The 20,840-nt window shown below is 39.1% G+C and carries 18 protein-coding genes and 2 pseudogenes; 5 read left to right on the top strand and 15 right to left on the bottom strand.

Translation table 11 applies throughout. The features are described 5' to 3' along the window. Positions 1 to 23: 23 nt before the first annotated feature. Positions 24 to 539 (bottom strand): ferritin, encoded by a 516-nt coding sequence (locus tag M3175_RS14090; RefSeq protein WP_251519917.1) that lies wholly within the window; start codon positions 537 to 539, stop codon positions 24 to 26. Positions 540 to 750: 211 nt separating this feature from the next. On the opposite strand from M3175_RS14090, the gene M3175_RS14085 reads away from it, so the two are divergent. Further along, positions 751 to 1,170, top strand: coding sequence for a hypothetical protein (locus tag M3175_RS14085; protein ID WP_251519915.1), 420 nt, complete (start codon positions 751 to 753; stop codon positions 1,168 to 1,170). Positions 1,171 to 1,253: 83 nt separating this feature from the next. Here the strand turns inward: M3175_RS14085 and M3175_RS14080 are convergent, their stop codons facing one another. Continuing rightward, positions 1,254 to 2,204 (bottom strand): TRM11 family SAM-dependent methyltransferase, encoded by a 951-nt coding sequence (locus tag M3175_RS14080; protein ID WP_251519913.1) that lies wholly within the window; start codon positions 2,202 to 2,204, stop codon positions 1,254 to 1,256. Positions 2,205 to 2,472: 268 nt separating this feature from the next. On the opposite strand from M3175_RS14080, the gene M3175_RS14075 reads away from it, so the two are divergent. Next, on the top strand, positions 2,473 to 3,675 hold the full coding sequence (locus M3175_RS14075) for an acyltransferase family protein (protein ID WP_251519911.1): 1,203 nt from the start codon (positions 2,473 to 2,475) through the stop codon (positions 3,673 to 3,675). 549 nt (positions 3,676 to 4,224) lie between these two features. On the opposite strand, the gene M3175_RS14070 is transcribed toward M3175_RS14075, so the two are convergent. From M3175_RS14070 to M3175_RS14055, 4 genes are all read right to left on the bottom strand, one after another. Beyond that, a complete protein-coding gene (locus M3175_RS14070) occupies positions 4,225 to 5,157 on the bottom strand; it encodes an exonuclease domain-containing protein (RefSeq protein WP_251519909.1) in 933 nt (310 codons plus the stop codon). A gap of 38 nt (positions 5,158 to 5,195) precedes the next feature. Beyond that, positions 5,196 to 5,759: a GNAT family N-acetyltransferase gene (locus M3175_RS14065; protein WP_251519907.1), complete on the bottom strand. Its 564-nt coding sequence runs from the start codon at positions 5,757 to 5,759 to the stop codon at positions 5,196 to 5,198. A 94-nt stretch (positions 5,760 to 5,853) separates the two neighbouring features. Further along, positions 5,854 to 6,864, bottom strand: a complete 1,011-nt coding sequence (locus M3175_RS14060; protein ID WP_251519904.1) for a bifunctional glycosyltransferase family 2/GtrA family protein — start codon at positions 6,862 to 6,864, stop codon at positions 5,854 to 5,856. A gap of 14 nt (positions 6,865 to 6,878) precedes the next feature. Further along, the gene (locus tag M3175_RS14055; protein ID WP_251519901.1) at positions 6,879 to 7,814 is read right to left on the bottom strand and encodes a phosphodiester glycosidase family protein; all 936 of its coding nucleotides are present in this window, start codon (positions 7,812 to 7,814) and stop codon (positions 6,879 to 6,881) included. A 241-nt stretch (positions 7,815 to 8,055) separates the two neighbouring features. On the opposite strand from M3175_RS14055, the gene M3175_RS14050 reads away from it, so the two are divergent. The 3 genes and pseudogenes from M3175_RS14050 to M3175_RS25165 form a co-directional block, all read left to right on the top strand. Further along, positions 8,056 to 8,550, top strand: a complete 495-nt coding sequence (locus M3175_RS14050) for a L,D-transpeptidase family protein (RefSeq protein ID WP_251520321.1) — start codon at positions 8,056 to 8,058, stop codon at positions 8,548 to 8,550. A 146-nt stretch (positions 8,551 to 8,696) separates the two neighbouring features. Beyond that, on the top strand, positions 8,697 to 9,527 hold the full coding sequence (tgl, locus tag M3175_RS14045; protein WP_251519898.1) for a spore coat transglutaminase TGL: 831 nt from the start codon (positions 8,697 to 8,699) through the stop codon (positions 9,525 to 9,527). Positions 9,528 to 9,728: 201 nt separating this feature from the next. After that, positions 9,729 to 9,833 (top strand): annotated as a pseudogene (locus M3175_RS25165) (YjcZ family sporulation protein); the annotation flags it as partial. 313 nt (positions 9,834 to 10,146) lie between these two features. Here M3175_RS25165 and M3175_RS14035 read toward each other — a convergent pair. From M3175_RS14035 to M3175_RS13995, 9 genes and pseudogenes are all read right to left on the bottom strand, one after another. Beyond that, positions 10,147 to 11,964 carry a LysM peptidoglycan-binding domain-containing protein gene (locus M3175_RS14035; RefSeq protein ID WP_251519896.1) on the bottom strand — a complete coding sequence of 606 codons (1,818 nt, stop codon included), beginning with the start codon at positions 11,962 to 11,964 and terminating at the stop codon, positions 10,147 to 10,149. Positions 11,965 to 12,056: 92 nt separating this feature from the next. After that, the gene (locus M3175_RS14030; protein ID WP_251519893.1) at positions 12,057 to 13,430 is read right to left on the bottom strand and encodes an MATE family efflux transporter; all 1,374 of its coding nucleotides are present in this window, start codon (positions 13,428 to 13,430) and stop codon (positions 12,057 to 12,059) included. Positions 13,431 to 13,525: 95 nt separating this feature from the next. Beyond that, entirely contained in the window at positions 13,526 to 14,473 is a 948-nt protein-coding gene (locus M3175_RS14025; protein ID WP_251519890.1) for a glycoside hydrolase family 43 protein, read from the bottom strand. Positions 14,474 to 14,485: 12 nt separating this feature from the next. After that, the gene (locus M3175_RS14020; protein ID WP_251520319.1) at positions 14,486 to 15,436 is read right to left on the bottom strand and encodes a glycoside hydrolase family 43 protein; all 951 of its coding nucleotides are present in this window, start codon (positions 15,434 to 15,436) and stop codon (positions 14,486 to 14,488) included. An 18-nt stretch (positions 15,437 to 15,454) separates the two neighbouring features. Beyond that, a complete protein-coding gene (locus M3175_RS14015) occupies positions 15,455 to 16,678 on the bottom strand; it encodes a sn-glycerol-1-phosphate dehydrogenase (RefSeq protein WP_251519887.1) in 1,224 nt (407 codons plus the stop codon). Positions 16,679 to 16,706: 28 nt separating this feature from the next. Beyond that, a pseudogene (locus tag M3175_RS14010) lies at positions 16,707 to 17,389 on the bottom strand (aldose epimerase family protein). 75 nt (positions 17,390 to 17,464) lie between these two features. Further along, positions 17,465 to 18,973 carry an arabinosylfuranosidase ArfA gene (arfA, locus tag M3175_RS14005; protein WP_251519885.1) on the bottom strand — a complete coding sequence of 503 codons (1,509 nt, stop codon included), beginning with the start codon at positions 18,971 to 18,973 and terminating at the stop codon, positions 17,465 to 17,467. A gap of 42 nt (positions 18,974 to 19,015) precedes the next feature. After that, a complete protein-coding gene (locus M3175_RS14000) occupies positions 19,016 to 19,288 on the bottom strand; it encodes a DUF6171 family protein (RefSeq protein ID WP_251519882.1) in 273 nt (90 codons plus the stop codon). 12 nt (positions 19,289 to 19,300) lie between these two features. Then, on the bottom strand, positions 19,301 to 20,788 hold the full coding sequence (locus M3175_RS13995; RefSeq protein WP_285852281.1) for an alpha-N-arabinofuranosidase: 1,488 nt from the start codon (positions 20,786 to 20,788) through the stop codon (positions 19,301 to 19,303). Positions 20,789 to 20,840 lie beyond the last annotated feature (52 nt).

Here is a 20,840-nt window from a genome sequence, read left to right as displayed (position 1 = left end):
TCTAGCAACCTTTATAAGGTGTCTTAACCTGCAGCAGGGGCTCCTGCTCCACCACCATTTTTCCTTTGTCCTAGCTCCTGATCTACTAATAATAAAGCGGAGGGATTGTTTTCTGCCATTTTCAAGCGATTAACTATGGTTTGGCTTTGTGCTTCTTCGTCTATTTGCTCCCTTAGGAAATCTTGAATAATCACGGCTGCTTGCGGATCAACTTGATTTACATAAGCAAATGCCTGGCGATATGAATTGGTTACAAACTGCTCATGCTCTAATACCTTTTGAAAAGTCTCTAATGGTGTTCCAAAATCACTTGGCTGTGTAGGAATACCATGAAGCGTAACAGTCGCGTCCTTATTTACTACATAATCAACCAATGTAAGCATATGAGTCCTTTCTTCTTCTGATTGTAAACGAAGCCAACTTGCCATACCGGTGAAGTTCAGCTTGCCCATATATGCTGACATAGCCAGATACAGTGTAGAAGAAACATGCTCAATTTGAATCAAATTATTCATTAGCTTCTGAAGCTCTTCATTCATTCCTATCCACTCCCATAAATATACATGACTAATTATGTATATTAATCATTCAGTTAGAATGAAACTGGTCCTCACCATGTAACGATTATTTTTGCATGGGAAAGTAGCATAGAATTTATAAAAAATGGGAATCTTAAAATTTTAGCTTAGTTTAAAGTGAATTTTTTCGAAGCATTGTTTAGTAGAATTACTTTGAGAATAGGTGATGGAATTGGCTTTTCGTGGGGACGCACATAAACTGTACATAAAACTTTCAAAATCAAACAAAGCGGATAAATCTTTGAGACAAGTGAATGAATTGGCGGAGGTTCAAGAAATTCAAGCATTTTATCAAACCATTGAAACGGCAACCTTACAATTAATATATTATCGTATGATAAAAGAAAAACAGGGGTCTGGAATCATACCTATTTTTGTTACAAGCATCCCATGGTTCTTTTTTCTATTTTCCAAGCAGCTACAGGAATTTCTTTTCAAGGAAGGAAGTTTCCTTTTTCTCCTTTTTGGTATTTTCTATATGGTAACCCTTACGATAAGTGTCATTGTTCATTTTCGAGAAAATGCATGGGCAGCGGTCCATATTGAGATTATTCAAGACATTGTTGATGAAAGGCGCAAGCATGACATTTAATTAATCTCTAGCCTCCACCCTAACGAACATCTATAACAGAAAAATGGTTGCCACCTATTGTATGGTAACAACCTTGACTTACTTTATTTTTCCCCGACAATTACCTGTCTTGTAAATGTTCCTTTTCTAACGTTACAGCGATCCACAATCCGAAACCCAGCGTTTTCAATCATTGAATCAATCGGTTCAATCGTGACAATCACGATTCTCTCAGCAAACGAATAGGCACTTTGAAGCAATTCAAGCTGTTCTTGTGTGGAGATAACAGAACAAAGATTATAGGGCATATCAATAATCGCCACATCGAAGCTTCCCGTTACCTTTCTAATGTCCCTAAATAGAACTTCACATTGGTAGCCAAAATGGGCAATATTTTCACGTGTTCCCGGAAGGATCAAGGGATTGATATCGCTCCCAACAATATCGATTCCCATAGATAAGGCCTCGACGAGTACAGTACCAATCCCGCAGCATGGATCGATAGCTTTTCTTCCTTCCGGGTGCGGTACGGCAATATTAGCAACGGCTCTTGCTACACGAGTACTTAGAGCAGTAGAATAGCCATGCGGTTTTGTTTGGTGCTGTAACCAGACAGCTTCACCCTTTTGATAATAACCAAATACCCATTTTCCATTGACTTCTACAATTCCGAACAAAATGTCAGGATGCTTTAGATCCGGATCTCCTGGTACATGCAGAGCTACTTCCCTTTCCACTCTTCTACGCTCTTCAAAGCTTACTTTTTCTAATGAAAAAGTCTTCAAAAAAATGACCCTATAGGTTTCCTTTAATGGTGTTAGATTTTTCACCTTAGTAATGATTTCTTCCAACTCACTGCCTTCAAATATGATATCTATTCGATCCCGAATAAACGGGCTTCTGCTTGGATCTATTTTAATATTACTTTCTATTATATAATCGTCAGAGTCCTGTCCAAAAAAAGAACGCATCTCTAAGGCACAGAGCTCCACTTCATCTTCTTGACATGAATAATTGTAAAGGTATTTCTGCACATTCTCGTATGTATTATTCATGATTTCATTCCCCTCTAATAAACTAAATAACTCATCTAGTATACACCTTATTCCGTGAGATGTTTATTTTAGATTGGGAAAGTCCTGTATTAACTATAGAAAGTGGCTCAGTTTCGAATATAAAATGGGCAATAAATGCCATTCATACTTGTGATTCTCTTTATCCTAATTCAACTGATTTAGACTCATGCAACTATTATTCTATTGTTTACATCCAACAACTGGGTTACACTTCCATTAGTACATATAATTTACAGAGGTGAATGATTTGTATCATTTGCAAACTAAAAGCTCACCACCAGTCATAAAATCTATCCCTGCAGCAGGGCAACGACTTGATTATTTAGATACTCTAAAGGTCGCTCTTACCTGCCTTGTAGTTGTCCACCATGCTGGTCAGCCTTATGGTGGCTCAGGTGGATTTTGGTATTTCCAACCACAAAATGGTCCAGAAATTGAGCTTGGTAGATTCTTTGCTGTTAATGCAGGGTTTTTTATGAGCTTGTTTTTCCTTATTTCAGCATATTTTTTGCCTTCCTCATTAAGAAAAAAAGGGGCAAAAAAGTTTCTACGTGACCGATTTATTCGGCTCGGAATACCAGCACTTTTTGGTTTTCTTATTATCGTCCCTATCATGATGCACCAGTATTACTTGCATTACCGCCCCTATGCCGATCTTTCATTTTGGTCATACTACATTCATGTATATTTCGGATTAAGTGGACAACCGGAGAATTGGTCAGGACCTAGTTGGCCAGACCTACAGTTTGCTCATCTTTGGTTTCTCGAACACCTCCTATTTTATGCTTGTATTTATACGCTAGTTAGCCGATGGACTAAAAATAGAAATAATGTGGTTACATCAAAACCACTCAATCACTTATCCATCTTATTATTCGCCGTAATTGTTGGCTTATTAACTTTTGTTACTCGTATTAAATATCCAATTGATCATTGGGAGGGCTTCCTCGGATTTATTCAGGCGGAGTACGCTCATGTCCCTCAATACGCTAGTTTCTTTATCGTTGGGGTTATGGCATCAAGGAGGAATTGGTTTACTACTCTTTCCACAAAAATCGGAATCACGTGGCTTATTATCGGGAGTTTTCTAGCAGGAATGTACTATCTTGGTCTAATTACAGTAGAAACTCGGTACGGCTTAACAAAAGGAAACTTTATTTATTCTTTTTATGAAACCTTTTTGTGTACAGGATTATGTTTAGGATTGATCTACCTATTTAAAATAATGGTTAACCAAACGGCCTCTTTTACAAAGACCTTATCTGCTAACTCTTATGCCGTCTACATTATTCATGTACCGGTTTTGGTTACCTTACAATACTGGATTGATAGATATGATATTTCTATGATTTCACAGTTCTTATTCGTCTCGTTGTTTGGCATGATTTTAAGTTTTGCTATTAGTCATTTCTTTTTACGTAAGCTTCCTTTTATCAAACAAATACTTTAACAATAGAAAACCGCTCCATTCGATAAGGTGTTCAGATACCTGTCACTTTTTATAAAAATACGTTTGAAAATCTCCTTATATTTGTTATACATTTTGTCCTGCCAAATGCAGGGCTTTTTGTTGTGTAAGAATATTACAAAGTGCCACCTAATGTTTAATGCATTTTAAGCCAAGGTACTATGATAAAACTGTTGTTGATTTCATTGTGTTTGAAAAATAACCGGAAAAATTTCTTTTAATTTGGGAAATACCCATATTTCCTTAAGAATAAGCGGAGTTTTTCCGCTTATGTGATTCAAATCTTCGTATTTTGGCATATTTAGAGCAGTTAACCGGAATTCCTCCGCTTATTTCTGCTTCTTAAGCTTCCTCTATATACATTAGACGGAAATTCTCCGCCTATATATTCTCTAACCTATACGAAATCATCCATGAATCATTACAGAGCCAAAGTCAAAAGAAGAACGTAGTTTTATAAATAAGAAAACACAGCATTTTGCAGTCCAATTTGCGAGGTAACAGAACCCGTTATCAATTTGAGCGGTTTTCTTAACTCCCTAATAAGTCCACAAACTCTTCCTCACCAATTACTTTTATCGCCGTGCCTTTTTCAATTAAAGCATATGCCTTTTCTTCCTTGGTGCTGATTCCACTAGCCCCCACGATCGTTTTATCCTGCTTTCCGACAATTAAATAGTGGGTTTTTCCGCTTACTCCACTTTTAATCGTACCACCTGCATTGACCACTTTTTGCATTGCATCTTTACGATCAAGCTTCAATTCACCGGTAAAAACAATATTCTTCCCAAAAAAAGGATGCTCCTCATTAAAGGTTTGAACATTGGCAGAAATCTCTGAAATCACCACTTTTGCAAAAGACTTTTTCTGCTTTTTCTGTTTAAAATATGTTTGTGGTTTTAACTCGGAAAACTTCTTAACCGGAATACTACGATAGGTTTTACAATACGATTGAAGTGATTTTTTATTTTTCACTGTTACACAAGTGGTAACTAATTCCGCGCAAGCTCTTGCATCGTGCAAGGCATTGTGATGATTTTCTAAAAGGATATCAAAATGGTGTAACCTTTCTACTAAAGAATTCCCTACCTTTTCTCTGCAAGCCTTCGCACTCAGAGGTATGCTGCAAATAAATTCAAACTCAGGGATGTCAAGAGAATATTCCATCAAACAGCAGTGAAGAACACTCATGTCAAATTGAGCATTATGTGCAATAATAGTCGCTCCTTCGAAGTGGTGTTTGATTTCCTCCCAAATCTCATGGAACTTTCTTTCATTCTTTACATCCTCCACAGTCAAACCATGGATTTTTGTTGTTTCCTCGAGAAATGTTAGAGTTGGAGGTTGGATTAAATAATATTTCTCGTCAACTATTTGATTCTCCTTAACAAAGACCATTCCAAGTGAACAAGCACTACTCATCCTATTGTTCGCAATTTCAAAATCAATCGCAATAAAATCCACTAAAAATAACCTCCTTAGTACATGTTTGGTCCATTATTTTATGCGTTCATATAATCCATCTTCAACAGACTGTAAATCTCTAGATCGACTATTCCTTGTCCCGTCCAGACCGTTGCTTGTCTCAACAAACCTTCCTTAACAAACCCATTCTTGAGTAATACCCTCTTTGAGTATTCATTTTGCGGCATGACCTCCGCCTGAATCCGATTTACATCAGCTTTCAAAATTAAAAACTCTACTAATAATTTTACTGCTTCCGTAGCAATTCCTCTACCCCAAAAGGCTTCAGCCAAATAATATCCTATTGTTATCATGTTGACCTTCTGATTAAAATCAAAAGCCTCTATGATTCCAACTAACTCTTCATTTATAAAAATACCCCACTTCACACGGGTCTTCTTTTGATAATCACGATCAAAGTGACTGATCATTTTTCTTACAGTCTCCATATTATGCTTCGGAAGAATTCCACAATACTCAAAAACTCTCTTATTATCATAAATCGCAAAGAGTCCATGGAAGTCTTTGTCTTCTATTTTCTTTAAAGCGAGTTTTTCTGACAGCAGCAAAGGAAATTCATGAAAGATGGCATCCATATTCATTATCAGCTTTCTCCCTTCATTATCAAGAACCATATTCTGTCATTTTATTTTATCATTTCTATTAAACAACAAAAAAGCCCTAATGAAAGGACTATTAAAAAATAAACTTTTTCTGTACATAATAGCTAACTATAAACAGAATTCCTTCGGTAAAGCTTTTACTAGTAAAAAGTGAGAGATTACCAGTGTCGTTAAATAAGGAAATCATCAAATAGTTACTGATTAAAATGAATCCAGCTAAGCTATAGTACTTGAGGATCGGCTTTATATGTGATTGTTTTTTTCTATTAAAAACAATATTTTTGTTAATTAAATAATTGATAAAGGAACTGATTACTCTTGCACCAATTACAGAGAATAACAAATTGTTCGTTAGCCCATGTAACAAGAAGAAACAGATGAAATCAATTAATCCACAAGAAACCGAAGATAAACTAAACTTTAAAATAGGAAGGTAGATTCGGATGGAATCATGGATAGGGCGAAAATGACTTCCTTTATTGTTATTCTCATAGACTGTTTGAATCGGCATACTGTGAATTTGATAACCAGCAGATTTCGCCTCTAGCAATTGGTTCATCTCATATTCATAGCGTTTCCCCTTAATGTCTATCAGCCATTTAAGCATATCAACAGAAAATCCTCTTAGTCCCGTTTGGGTATCGTTTATTTTATATCCAGCTACTAATGAGAAGATGGTTCTTGTTACTTTATTTCCTATTAAGCTCTTTAGAGGAACTTTTCCTACAAATTTCCTAGCCCCTAATACAATGGTTTGAGGATGATCAGCTAACTCTAGTGCTACACGCTGAATATCTTCCCATCGATGTTGGCCATCGCAATCGGCACACACGATCCCCTCTTCCTTTGGAAAGTGCGTGCGAATATGAGTAAAGGCTGTTTTCAAGGCAGCTCCCTTCCCTTGGTTTGTCTCATGGGTTAAAACGATGCCCCCTCTTTGTGCCACCTGTTCAAATAGGCCTTCACACTCCACCGAACTCCCGTCATTTACAATTAATACCCGGTAGCTACTGTTTTGTTGAACTTCTTTTATTAATTGAAGCATTTTCTCGCTTGGTTCATACGCAGGAATGACGATAATCATATCATTCACCTCTCTTACTGGATATAGATAATATCACTGACGCCACGTTCCTCTCCTGTACCACGTGGATTATTAACGACTTCGCCCATAAAGTACATGGTTGACGAACCGCCACCATCTAGGTTATAGGCTTCTGTAGCACCTAAGTCTTCAAACACTTGAGCAAATTCACCTAAGGTCAATCCCTTTGAATATCCTTCACTTCTGCCATCAACAACGACAAACACATAATGATTCTCAGATATGATACCTACCCCTGTTCTTGGGTTAGAGTCCTCAATCGATCGATTTCCAAAATTCTTATCAATGCTCACATCCCCAAAATCTTCAATTGCCTCTGAATTTTTAACAAGAGCAGGTCCAAAAGAGAAGGTTTGTGTGACTCCTTCGGCAATCAATTCCTCTGCAGAAGTTTCTGTCTCCTCATAGATTTTCATGGATCCATCCTCATAAAAAGCTAAGCCCGTCCGTGCCGGATTATCTCTAAAAATTTGCCCATTCCTAATCGTTATCCCATCCTCACGAAAACCATAATAATCACCGTTAATCGCAAAGATGGCGTTATTATTACTTGCAATTTCTGATGTGACTTGGACAATATTATTACCAAATTGATTATTGGCAAATGCCGACTTTAAACTACTTGAATCTGTTAATTGAACATCCGCTACGTAGTACACAACCTGATCACTTCCTGAACCTGTCACTACTTTCTCAATTTCAATCGACTTTGTATCACTCGTATAACTCAAATCATTCGTTTCATAAGTCTCAGCGACTGTTGTAGTCGTTTCACTAGATGAGGTTGTTGAGTTCGTCGTTTCAGAACTTACAAGTGCGTTTTCGACCTCCACATGCTCAATCAGGTAACGGTCAGCTAATAAATATAGAATCAGTGCCACACTAGTAATGACGATTGAAATGGTTAAAATTCGTTTTCTTTTTTTCAAGGTGAAGACACCCTCCTTTGTTTCTCCTAAAGCTTTATCTAGACAAATTATAGTCAGCAAATATGGCGGAACTATGTCCAAAAGAGGAAGAAATGGAGAAACAAATGGGAATAAAAAAACCCATTCAGTTGGTTACTGAATGAGCCTTTTTCGCTTTCCCTTGAAAAAAAGAAACCAACTATGAATCACTTTTACCCACTAACATAGAATGTAATAAAAAGTTACCTAGGAGGTGTTCCCGCTGATTCATACCGTTAAAACAGGTGAAACCCTTAATCAAATTGCAAAGGATTATCGAACCCCGCTTGCAACCATTCTACGAGCTAATCCATCCATTAACCCAAACCTCATTTATCCCGGACAATCGATCAATATTCCAGGCGTTCCTTCGCCAGAGAGCAGTCCTTATCGAATTGATGTGAGTATAAATAGTCGTACTCTCCGATTATTTAGAAATGGTACGCTTCAAAAACAATATCCTATTGCGGTAGGAAGAATGTTATTTGAAACACCAGTAGGAAATTATATTATTCTCAATAAAGCACCTAATCCCGGAGGACCGTTTGGGACGATGTGGATGAGCTTATCCAAGCAAAGCTATGGTATTCATGGGACGAATGACCCCAGCTCGATTGGAAAGGCGGTCTCAAAAGGCTGCATTCGTATGTACAATAGAGATGTTGAGGAATTAGCAAGGATTGTCCCAAACGGTACGGCAGTAACCATTCATCCATAATATTGGGTACAATGTACCGAAGAATTAAGCAAGGCCAATCCTTACTTCCCGCTGATTTTTTCACGAACATCTTAACATGATTAATAAAAATGAGAATACGATAGATATGAATGCAGATGAAAAGCCGTATAGGAATGGGGGATTGTATGATCCAAATATCAGGAGGCCCGTTTCAACAGAATGAAAATTGGCAGCTTGGGAGCATAGAGAAAACAATTATTCAACAGATGCAGAATGATCCCGTTTTTTATTCTTATTATTCCGATTATGAATTATTATTTGAACTTAAAGTGCGAAAGAACATAATTCAAAGTGCGAAAGACATGAACAATAGTCAAGCAGTGTTTACAACCTTTGTTTATGCCCGCTGCAACCCCAGGTACTGGCAATTAACACAGGCAGGCGGGTTCCTTTTAAGACCCGATGTGCAACCGGCTGAGGCAATTCTGGATATTTATCGGAATAGTTCACTCTATGCATTTGAATGTGCAACAGCTATTCCAATCATCTATTACCATGCCATATTGAATAGTATTGGAAGCCATTTATTTAATTCACTATTTCGTGATCTATATCTCTACAGCTGGCATACTGATACAGACCTAGGAATCATTACTTTTCATTCTAACCATTTTTTACCTGGAGATGTCCTTTACATTAATAATCCTGATTTTGATCGGAACACACCACAGTTTAGAGGGCTTAATGCCGTACTGCTTAATGATGGGAGATTGTTTGGACATGGATTTAATATACGGACATCAACAGAAATGATTCAAATTCTTAATGAAAAAAGAAAAATGGACAGTCATCAATCAGCTTATATAACAAAATTGGTAACAAGGCCTTCTTTTAAGTATTTATTCCGAGTGGCAAGCTGGTATAGAAACGGTAGAGCATATAAAATGCAGCGTCCAATTGTACACCATAACAAAAGTTCCATTTCATATGCTCACTATCTTTATTATTCAATGTAAAATTTGTTCATTTCACACTCCCCGACATTCACCCATTTTTTTTATAGACGGGCTCCAAACTCTATTTCGAGAGTATTATATAGAGAAATTCCTTACAGGAAGGGAAGTGTGAAAATGTATTCAAACCTTAACGCACCACCGACTCTTGGTGCTAATGTTCCACCAAATGTTGCCCCAATGCCTACCTATACAGCTCCTGCTTATAGTTATGGATGCCCTACTTATCGGAACGATTTTGTCTTAATTGTAGTATTGTTTATTTTACTTATCATTGTCGGTGCAAGTTTTTGCTATAGTAAATGCTAAATTCAATGGTTAGAAGTGATAAAATTTAATATTTTATTTTATATAATAAACACTCTAAGGGCTTGGGGAACTTTCCTCAAGCCTCAATTTTTATTTTTAAAAATGGTAATTAATATTAGAAAGATTATTGTAATAGAAATGCCATGGCCGTAATCGATTAACACCAAAATTGATGTCTTTATTCCTTCTCAACAGGATGCACTTAATTTTGGAGTAAAACAATTAAAAGTAACCATTTTAAACTGAAATCAAAAAATCCTCATCAAGTGTAGATGAGGATTTTTTTCGTTAATCTTTCTAGTTTTGTCTATCACTATCGTAAAAAAGTAAGTGTTGAGCTAATTTCATATAGATGGTTTTGGTCTGCCCATAGAATGAAATAATTATAGAAGGTGTCTCCAATTTGAATCGGTTCTGGGTATCGGACAATTAGTGCTGCTTGCCCTCTCATTTCAGACGGTTGATCTTCTGACGGAAATATATAACAGGCGTCTTGAGCTTGTATGTTTGTTTGTAGGATAAGTGGTTTGGTACCGTATGGAAGTAATTGGTGGAAGGCTTCATTTTGGCAAACAGCGTGTATGGGTTCATCGGAAGATATGGCAGCTACTTGAAAAAATCCATCAGGGCCTTCATATCTTTCATCACTCTGCTGCTTCCAGTGTGCCGGATACTGAAATTGAATGTTAAAGGAATCACTTGTAAATGTCTTTTTCAAAGATGAAATGGGAACTGGTGACCATTGTAATGAGGTGATTTGTCCTCCCTCCACAATTTTTATGGGAACGGGATGGCGTAAATCTAGCACCCACATTTCTCTCCCTATTCCTTCTCCATTACAACCCGAAAGATAAGCTAATTTTGGTGATTCTGATGACCAAGTAATAGGAGTTGCGTAGCAAGACGATATGGCTACCGTCCGGTCATTCTCCCCTTTTCTGCCTGTGGTTCGAATCATTGAGAAATAGCCTACATCTTCAAAGGCTGTCGCACTATAAGCAATCGTCAAGGAATCTTGGGACCATATTGGATAATAATTCTTCGCAAGCGGGCCTCCCTTCACCTCAAAAATTTGTCCACTTGTAAGTTCAATCGTATAGATAATAGAAATACTCACACCTGGACTTGTATATAAGACATATAAACCATTCGGAGATAAGCGAACATTGTTCAATCTTCCACCCGTATTTTCAGTAATTTGCTGTTTATCCGTACCATCCGTAGCAATACGATAAAGCTGACTAACCCCCAATTCATCAGGAGCTTGATAAAGGAGTTCACGCCCATTTGGAAACCACTGAACATCCGTCGCATTTACTGCTTCTATTTGTTGAGCCTGATGGCTAGAGACTCGATATAAGTTAATTTGATTATCTTTTACATAAGCAAGCCTTTGGCTGTCTGGGGACCAATCTAAAAAGATCCCTTCTGCTTGAGTGAATTGGTCAATCTGAGAGGTGCTCCCATCCCTCACATCGAGGATGAACAAGACACCATTTCTTCCTACAAAAGCAATCTTTGTACTATCGGGTGACCAAAATGGAGTTGTATATAATTCTCCTAATCCATTAGTGAGCTGAATATTTTGTCCGTTTCTAAGATGATAAACCCATAGATCGTAGCTTCCCCCACGATTGGAAGTATACGCAATCATACCAAGATCCCCTGGTGGAGCATACGGAATTCTTAATCGCATTCCTGGTGAAAGATTGTAATTTGGAAGCTGGTTGACCTGTCGAATCAGCTCATAGTTACTTTGTCCCCTTGTCGTGACGTTGTATCTGATTGCTATTTGAAATAATGTATCACCAGGCTGAACGATATAGAAGGAATTCCCTGGAGGTACCTTTAGCAATTGCCCCACCTGTATCGTATAGGGTGGCTGAAGCTGATTGGCTTGTATAATCACCGATTGTGGCACACCAAACGATTGAGCTATGTTGAAAACGGTATCACCTGATTTTACCCGTACTCGATCCACTCCCGGTGGCACTGACAGTTGCTGACCAACATAAATCGTATAGGGTGGCTGTATATTATTTGCAGCAGCAAGAGACTGAAAGGATAGCTTCCAACGACTGGCAATTTGAAAAAGTGTATCTCCAGGGCGGACCGTGTAAAAAAGTTGCATAAACACTCCTCCATTAACTAATGCTTTATCTGCCTATATGCTATTCATGAATCTATAAAAAAGAACCCAGGAATTCCTGAGTTCCATGCTACTTATAAACTAGCGACTTCCTCCTTCACAACAAGCACCTTCTTCTCCCACACTCTGCTTCTCCATCTAAAATACATCACAATTCCTCTTAGCCACTCGTCAACAATAAAGGCGATCCAGACTCCATAAAGCCCTAATCCGTAGTGGATGCCAAGGACATATGCAACAGGTACCCCAATTACCCACATGGACAGAACTCCCATTTTTACGGAGAAAGTCGCATCACCAGTAGCCCGAAGTGCATTGACCACTAATAGATTAAACGTTCTTCCCGGTTCAAGGATTAAACAGAGCAGCAACAGTTGACCCCCCATATGAATAATCTCCTTGTTATCTGTAAAGATGGTCATTAACGGAATTCGAAATACTGCTACAAAGACCGCAATCAGGATCGTGATAATAAAGCTATATTTTAAACTTTTAAGAAGTTGACGATACGCTCCGTCAAAGTCACCGGCACCCACACGGTAACCGATTAGAATTTGCGTTCCTTGCCCCATAGCGAGTCCGAACAATAAGATGAACGTCATAATGTTCCAAGTATAGACTCGAGTCGTTAAAGCCGCAGCACCCATTAAGGCAGTAATGGCGGTAATGGCCATTTGACTGGTGTTATAGCAAAGCTGCTCACTGGCAGCGGGTACACCAATTCGCAAGATCTTTTTGACCTTAGATGCGTCGAAATGCGTATAATCCTGAAGCTCGACTTTAATTGGAAGTCTTTTATACATCAAATAAAGAGCAATACCTAGCGCAATTGCCCTACTTACAGCCGTTGAGATCGCCACTCCCTCGACCCCAAATACTGGCATGCCAAACAAACCGTAAATAACTAGTGCATTTCCTATTAAATGAATGATGTTCATTATAAGAGATACAAACATTGCATCTCTCGTAAACCCATAAGCTCGTAAAATGGACGACACGGTCCCAAGCAAGGCTTGTAAGAACAAAGTTGCACCTACAATCGAAAGGTAAGAATGGCCAATAGACGATAAATGTTCTTCGAGCTTAAAGAGGTCAAGCAATGGCCCTTGGTAAAGAAACATTAGTGCACTTACCACAAGACCAATCAATAAATTAATCGTAATAGAAATACCCGCGGTCTCCTTTGCCTCTAATCTCATACCTGCCCCTAAGTACTGGGAAATCAGAACCGCTGTCCCTGTTGAAGTAAAGGCAAAAATTAAAATAGCAAAGAAAACCAATTGATTCGCGACACCTACTGCTGCCACCGCTTCATCTGAAATATGAGCGAGCATGATGGTGTCTGTACTTCCCATAATCGTCTGTAAAAATAATTCAATAAAAATCGGCCAAGTAATGGCTCTTAAGGTGAGCTTATGTGGTTCATTAGATGATAGTGATTTTCCCATAGTTAACCCTTCTTCTGTTTTAAATTGAGGTAAAAGCAATAGAAAAAATCCATATCAACCTATGATATGAATTTCTTTCTATAGCCATATAAACATTACTCAGGTTTTCCAAAGTAAGGTGTTCCATCTTCCTTCCACGTAAACACTTGGGCACGTGTATGTCGATTCGGATCGTACAATGGATCTCCAACGATCTCTGTATAGGTTCGTGCATGATAAACAAGGATATCCTCCATTCCATCTTCTGAAACAGTAAAGCTATTATGACCTGGACCGTATTGCCCCGCTTCACGGTTCGTTTGAAATACAGGCTTATCCGATTTCGTCCAAGAGCTTGGATCTAATAGATCACTAGTTTCATCGGCTGAAATCAATCCCATGCAGTAGTTTTCATCGGTAGCACTTCCAGAATATGAAATGAACACTCGACCATTTCTTTTAATTACAGCCGCACCTTCGTTTACCCAAAAACCAATCGTTTCCCAGTCAAACTCTGGTTTGGTAATCATCACCTGAGGACTTTTGATTGTCCAAGGATTTTCTAAAGGAGCAATATACAGATTCGAATTTCCTCTTATATGAGGATCCTTCTGTGCCCAAACCAAGTATTGCTGTCCATTATGCTCAAAGGATGTCGCATCTAATGAAAATGATTCCCAATCGGTTTTGATTTGTCCCTTTTCCTCCCACGTACCTTCTAATGGATTAGCAGATTTATTTTCAATCACAAACATACGGTGATCAAATAATCCGTTGATGATTTCTTTTGATTTAGCAGCTGCAAAGTAGATATACCAGCTTCCGTTAATAAAATGAAGCTCCGGTGCCCATATTAATGAACTCATTGGCCCAGTCTCATGTTTTGTCCATGCGACAACTGGCTCTGCCTCTGCAAGTCCGTGTAATGTTTTCGATCGTCGAACCTCAATGTGATCGTATTCAGGGACTGATGCCGTAAAATAATAATATCCATCACTATGCTTGTAGACCCAAGGATCAGCTCTTTGTTCTAAAATTAGATTTTTATCTTCTGTTTTCACCATCATGGACTCCTCCTATTTTGCATCCCTTACAGGTACGCCAAAATTCGGTGTACCATCTTCATTCCACGAAAACACCTGTGCACGAGTACGACGATTATGATCCCACAGTGGATCTCCATCAATTTCTTTGTAGTTACGAGCATGGTAAATTAGAATATCCTGTGCGCCGTCTTCGGAAACGGTAAAGCTATTATGACCTGGTCCATACTGGCCATTTTGTTCACAGGTTTGGAAAACGGGCTGATCAGCTTTTTTCCAAGACGTAGGATCCAACAAGTCGCTATTCTCATCTGCCGTTAAAAGCCCCATGCAATAATTGAAATCAGTTTTGCTCGCAGAGTAAGTCATAAAAATCTTACCGTTTCTCTTTAATACAGCCGCTCCCTCATTCACTAAAAATCCAATCGTTTCCCAGTCATATTCTGGTCTTGTAATCATCACTTGAGGACCTTCAATTTCCCAAGGGCTTACCATTTTAGCGATATATAGGTTAGAGTTCCCTACAATGTTTGGATCGCGTTGTGCCCATACATAGTATCTCTCCCCTTTATGTTCGAAGGTGGTTGCATCTAGAGAAAAGGATTCCCAATCTGTTTTCACTTGACCTTTTTCTACCCATTCACCCTCTAAAGGATTAGCTGTATCATTTTCAAGGACATACATGCGGTGGTCAAAAATGTCATCTGCTCGTGCGGCTGCAAAGTAGATATACCATTTCCCATCAATGTAATGAAGCTCCGGTGCCCAAATATTTGCACTCATTGGTCCTGATCCGTATTTTCGCCAAGCAACAACCGGTTCCGCTTCGCCTAGTCCTTGAATCGTTTCTGCCCTTCTTAACTCAATTAAATCAAATTCAGGAACAGAAGCAGTGAAATAATAATAGCCGTCTGTGTGCTTATACACCCATGGGTCTGCTCTTTGCAATAAAATTGGATTGTTTAATGTTTCTCCCTTTTGCATCGTCTTCACCTTTCCTTATTAAACATATTGAGGACTCACTTTAGCCACTTCATTCAGAAATTTCAATGCCGTGAAGCGCTTACGAAGATGATGTGCTTCTTGTAAGCTTCTATTGACTAACTCTTCACCGATTCCCAGCTCTGCCGGAGTCACTGCACCATTTAATTTTTCTAGTATCTCTTGAAGCCTTTCGGGCGAAGGAATTTCTTCATAGATGGATTGGATCACTGAAAGATGCTCCTTGATATTTTTAACTATGACTGAATCTTCTACATTCTCCCTATTCTTTTCTTCTGTAATAAGCTTTAGAAACTCGCGTTTATAAATATCAGTTAAGAGTAAAGTAGCAACAGATACCTTTGCTCCATGAAGAACGGCAGGGCGGCCAAGCTTTAAAAACTCCATTTCCCAATAGTGAGAAAGATGATGCTCTCCACCTGAAGCTGGGTGAGATTGCCCAAATAAAAGCATGGCTAATCCAGACTTGATAAGCGCCTCAATTAAAATCCGAACCCCTAACTGATCTCCCGCTTCAATTTCCTCCGCATGTTCCACACAATTCTCTAAAGCATCTCTAGTGATTTGTGCCGAAAGAGGGCAATATGGTTCTCCAACTGCTACATGACCGAGCTTCCAGTCAGCTAGAGATGTATATTTCGCCATCATATCTCCAAACCCTGCTGCAATCATTTCTCTTGGAGCAGACTGGAGAATCGTTAAATCAGCAAAAACAGCTATAGGCGAACTCATTTGAAAAGTCGTTTTTACTCCTCGAACGATGAGAGGAGCACCTAATGACGTGAATCCATCAACGGAAGGTGCAGAAGGTACAGATATAAACGGAACTTTTATCTTTGTCGCACAAAAACGTGTGATGTCATGGATCGTTCCGGCCCCAAAAGCAACGAGAACATCTGCTTCTGCCGGAATGTCAAGTAACACCTGAACAAGACATGTTTCATCGGCAACGACATCATTATTTTCGTCCGGTTTTAAAATCGTTACGGAAAAAGGAATACTCTTTTCTTTTAAGTGTTCAGCGAACCTTTCGACTCCAGCCTTGTATGTATGTGCATCTGCCACAATAACTACTTTTTGATACGCTTTTCTTTGAATAAATTGAGCGGCTTCCTTCAGAGCATCATTTCCTATTTTTATTGCTTCAATTGGAATCACATTATGATGGTTTCCACAATCACATTGTTGGCTCAAAGTCATAACGTCTGCTATATAATTCTCCATTATGGAACTCCTCCTTTTCCTCGCCTATTTAAAACGTTCCGAATTTATAAATCGTACTTGATGTAAACAGCTGATCCTTCTCAATCACACAGCTAGGAAACTCTGGATGATGAACCGCATCAGGTAATCCTTGTGTTTCTAAGCAAAGACCTAGATACTTTCGAGCGGGAACACCTCGGATCTCCCCTTCAGCTTTGATTTGTGTACCAGAATACAAAACCACAGCCACTTCATCTGTTTCAATCGTTAACTTACGACCACTTTCTTCGTCCTTTAATACAATCTCATCGTCATGACGTGAGTCTAATAAAAATGGATGGTCATACCCTTCACCAGCCAGTTTATTTTGCGGATGGTGGGATTCCGCTCCTTCTCGTATCACACGTCCAGCTGTAAAATCAAACGGGGTATTCTTTACATCTGAAGCCTGTATCGGCAGCAGCTCGTCGTTTAATTCAAGGTACCCGCTATGCGTCCAGCAAATCTACCAATAGCCGCTCCTAGATAATACGAGTCTTCTAGATATTCATCGATAGAATCATAACCAATCACGACGTTTTCAAACTCTCCATTTCGATCGGGAGTAAGTATCTTTGTGATAATACATCCTAAAGTAATACAGCTTACACTCATTCCGCTATCATTGATAAGCGTGTATATATCGACGGTTTTTCCACTGATTTGTCCAAAGTGTTCCTTATTGACCTTCATTTTCATCCACCCTTCCTAACACCGATGAATAGAAATGATTCCATATCACCACAAGGATGATATGGAATCTCCCGCTTAATTTTTCTTTGCTAGACGGATGACATTCCAAGACAACTTCGGTAATAGCGCTTTCACTCCACCGTTCTCATGTGTCGCATTTCCATTGGAGTGCGGGGTAACTGGTGTCCCTTGTGCCGAGTTGGTCTGCTTAATGTCATCATTTTCTAATACAATATGCTCGATCACTTCGTACCCCTCAAAGTTACGGATATCCACGTCCAAGGCCAACCCTTCTTCTAGGTGACGATTGACGGCAAAAATGGTTAACGTTTCTTCTTCTTCATTATATACTGCTGTAGACTCTAGGAAAGGAACATCTGTGAAATCTTTACTATCATATTTTTCACTAGAAATGATTGGATTTAATGACACACCACGACCGAATACAGATGTGTGCATGTAGGGATAGAAAATCGTTTGTTTCCAAGCAACACCGTTATCTTCTGTCATTATCGGAGCAATAACGTTTACTAACTGAGCAAGACATGCGATCTTAAGTCGGTCTGCATGCTTAAGCATGGTTATTAACATACATCCAACTAATAGCGCGTCTTCAAAATTATAAATATCCTCTAGTTGGGGCGGGGCAATGCTCCAAGGCTCGATTTTTTTATCGGCCTCATTGCTGTGGTACCAGACATTCCACTCATCAAATGCCAAATGAATTTTCTTTTTACTATGTTTCTTTGCTTTTATATAATCACAGATGGATATAACCGAACGGATAAAGTCATCCATTTCAAGTGATAATGCTAAGTAATTGGCAATATCGTTATCACGATTACCGTAGTACTGATGGAGGGAGATAAATTCTACATGATCATAAGTAAAATCAAGAACTGTTGCTTCCCATTCTGCGAAGGTCGGCATCTTACGATGTGAGCTTCCACAAGCAACTAGCTCAATACTTGGATCTACCCACTTCATTGCCTTCGCTGTTTCTTGAGCAAGTCTCCCGTACTCGGCTGCTGTCTTATGCCCAATCTGCCAAGGTCCATCCATTTCGTTTCCTAGGCACCATGTCTTAATTTTATGAGGCTCTTTAACCCCATGAGAGATACGTAGATCACTATAATACGAACCACCAGGATGATTACAGTATTCTACTAAGTTACGAGCGGCATCTATTCCTCTCGTCCCAAGGTTGACTGCCATATTTACTTCAGCATTCGCAAGCTTCGCCCACTTCATAAATTCATTTGTACCTATTTCATTTGTTTCGGTTGTTCTCCAAGCCAACTCTAAACGTCTTGGACGTTGTTCAACTGGTCCGACTCCATCCTCCCAGTTATATCCTGAAACAAAGTTTCCGCCTGGATAACGTACTAGTGGAACTTGAAGTTCCTTTACCATTTCTAAAACATCCTGACGGAACCCATTTTTATCGGCTGTCGGATGACCTGGTTCGTAAATTCCCCCGTACACTGCACGTCCTAGGTGTTCGATAAAAGATCCGTATATTCGATTGTCAATTTCAGAGACTTTAAAGTCCTTTTCTAAAATCATTTTCGCTTTATTTTTCATGGTATCGGTTCCTTTCTCTATTTCATACAGAGTATCCGAGTTTTAGCTAACCTTCTCCCATTTTGGTTTCCCCGCATATGGACAGCCTTTGTTTTTAAACTTCGCCCGATAGCGGACAATACATCCGCTATAGGCACAAGTTGATTCATATTTTAAGGAAGGGCATTCCTCACATATTTGTAGTCGTTCCTTGTATACCTCTTCTGAAACGATGAGTGAAGCTTGCTCTTCTGCTTCTAAAATTAGTTCTTCAATGACTTCCTCGCTAACAATGACGCTTTCGACACAGCCTTTACATAAGCTCTTCTCGCTCATGAGATGCACCGCCTAATCTAGAGTCAAAGTTACCACACTCATTGGTGGAAGTTTAATTGTTAACTTATTGTTTTCAACTTTAAAACTAGTAAATTCAACTGGCTTTACTACGTCAGGCTGTTCAAATGTATTATGAGCATTCATTGTATCTGCTGTAAGGATCATACCTGCGATCTTAGACGTTTCAGAACTTACTCCACGAAGTTCAAGTTCTAATGAAGCTTCATTTTTATGATCGATATTACATAGGCTTACATGAATCGTTCCTTCAGCATTTTTTGATGCAGAAGCCGTTACTTGTGGAAGCTTCTCACCGTTGTATTCATACTCACCGAATGTTGAGTCTACTGCAATACGCTCAGCATCATGGTGAACTTTGTACATATCAAATACATGATACGTTGGAGTAAGAATCATCTTTTCGCCTTCTGTCAAAATCATGGCTTGTAATACGTTTACGGTTTGAGCAATATTCGTCATTTGTACACGGTCGTTATGTTCATGGAAGATGTTAAAGTGCAAGCCAGCCACTAATGCATCACGTATCGTATTTTGCTGATATAAGAAGCCTGGATTGGTTCCCGGTTCAACATCAAACCATGTACCCCACTCATCAATGATCATGCCAATACGCTTATCGGGGTCGTATTTATCCATTATGGTGCTATGCTTCGTAATCAATGTGTTCATGTGAAGTGCTTTTTTCATCGTAATGAACCACTCATCTTCAGGGAAATCAGTGGCTGATCCTTTTCCAAGCCAAAAGTCACCAGGAATGGTGTAATAGTGTAGACTTAGACCATCCATTAACCAATGAGCATTTTTCATTAATACTTCGGTCCAATTATAGTCATCTACGTTGGCACCACCAGCAATTTTATAAATCTTGTTTTGACCATAATTACGGACGTACGTTTGATAAAGTCGATAAAGGTCCGAATAGTATTCTGGTCGCATATTTCCACCGCAGCCCCAGTTTTCATTGCCAACACCAAAATACTTCAGTGGCCAAGGCTCCTCTTGACCATTTTCGCGACGCCAGTTCGCCATTGGGGATTCGCCTTCAAAGGTCATATATTCAACCCACTCAGACATTTCTTGAACCGTTCCGCTACCGACGTTTCCACAAATATAAGGCTCACACTCAAGCAATTCACAAAGAAGCATAAATTCGTGCGTTCCGAAGTGATTGTTTTCGACGACTCCACCCCAGTGCGTGTTCACCATACGCTTTCGGTTTTCCTTAGGACCAATTCCATCCTTCCAGTGGTATTCATCAGCAAAGCAGCCACCCGGCCAGCGAAGAACCGGAACCTTTAATTGCTTAAGCGCTGCTAACACATCGTTTCGAATTCCCTTGGTATTTGGAATCGAGGAATCTTCTCCTACCCAAATTCCTTCATATATACATCTGCCAAGATGCTCAGCAAAATGGCCATAAATATTTTTATTAATTTTCCCTTTAGTCACGTCTGCATTAACGATTACACGATTACTCATTATTTTACCCCCAGATAAACATTCCTTGATTTTGGCATGTGGGGCTATTATT

Origin of the sequence: Robertmurraya korlensis (assembly GCF_023715225.1) — a bacterium.
GTDB lineage: Bacteria > Bacillota > Bacilli > Bacillales > Cytobacillaceae > Robertmurraya_A.
Note: the sequence above shows the minus strand (reverse complement) of the source record. Positions and strands in the feature narration are given on the sequence as shown.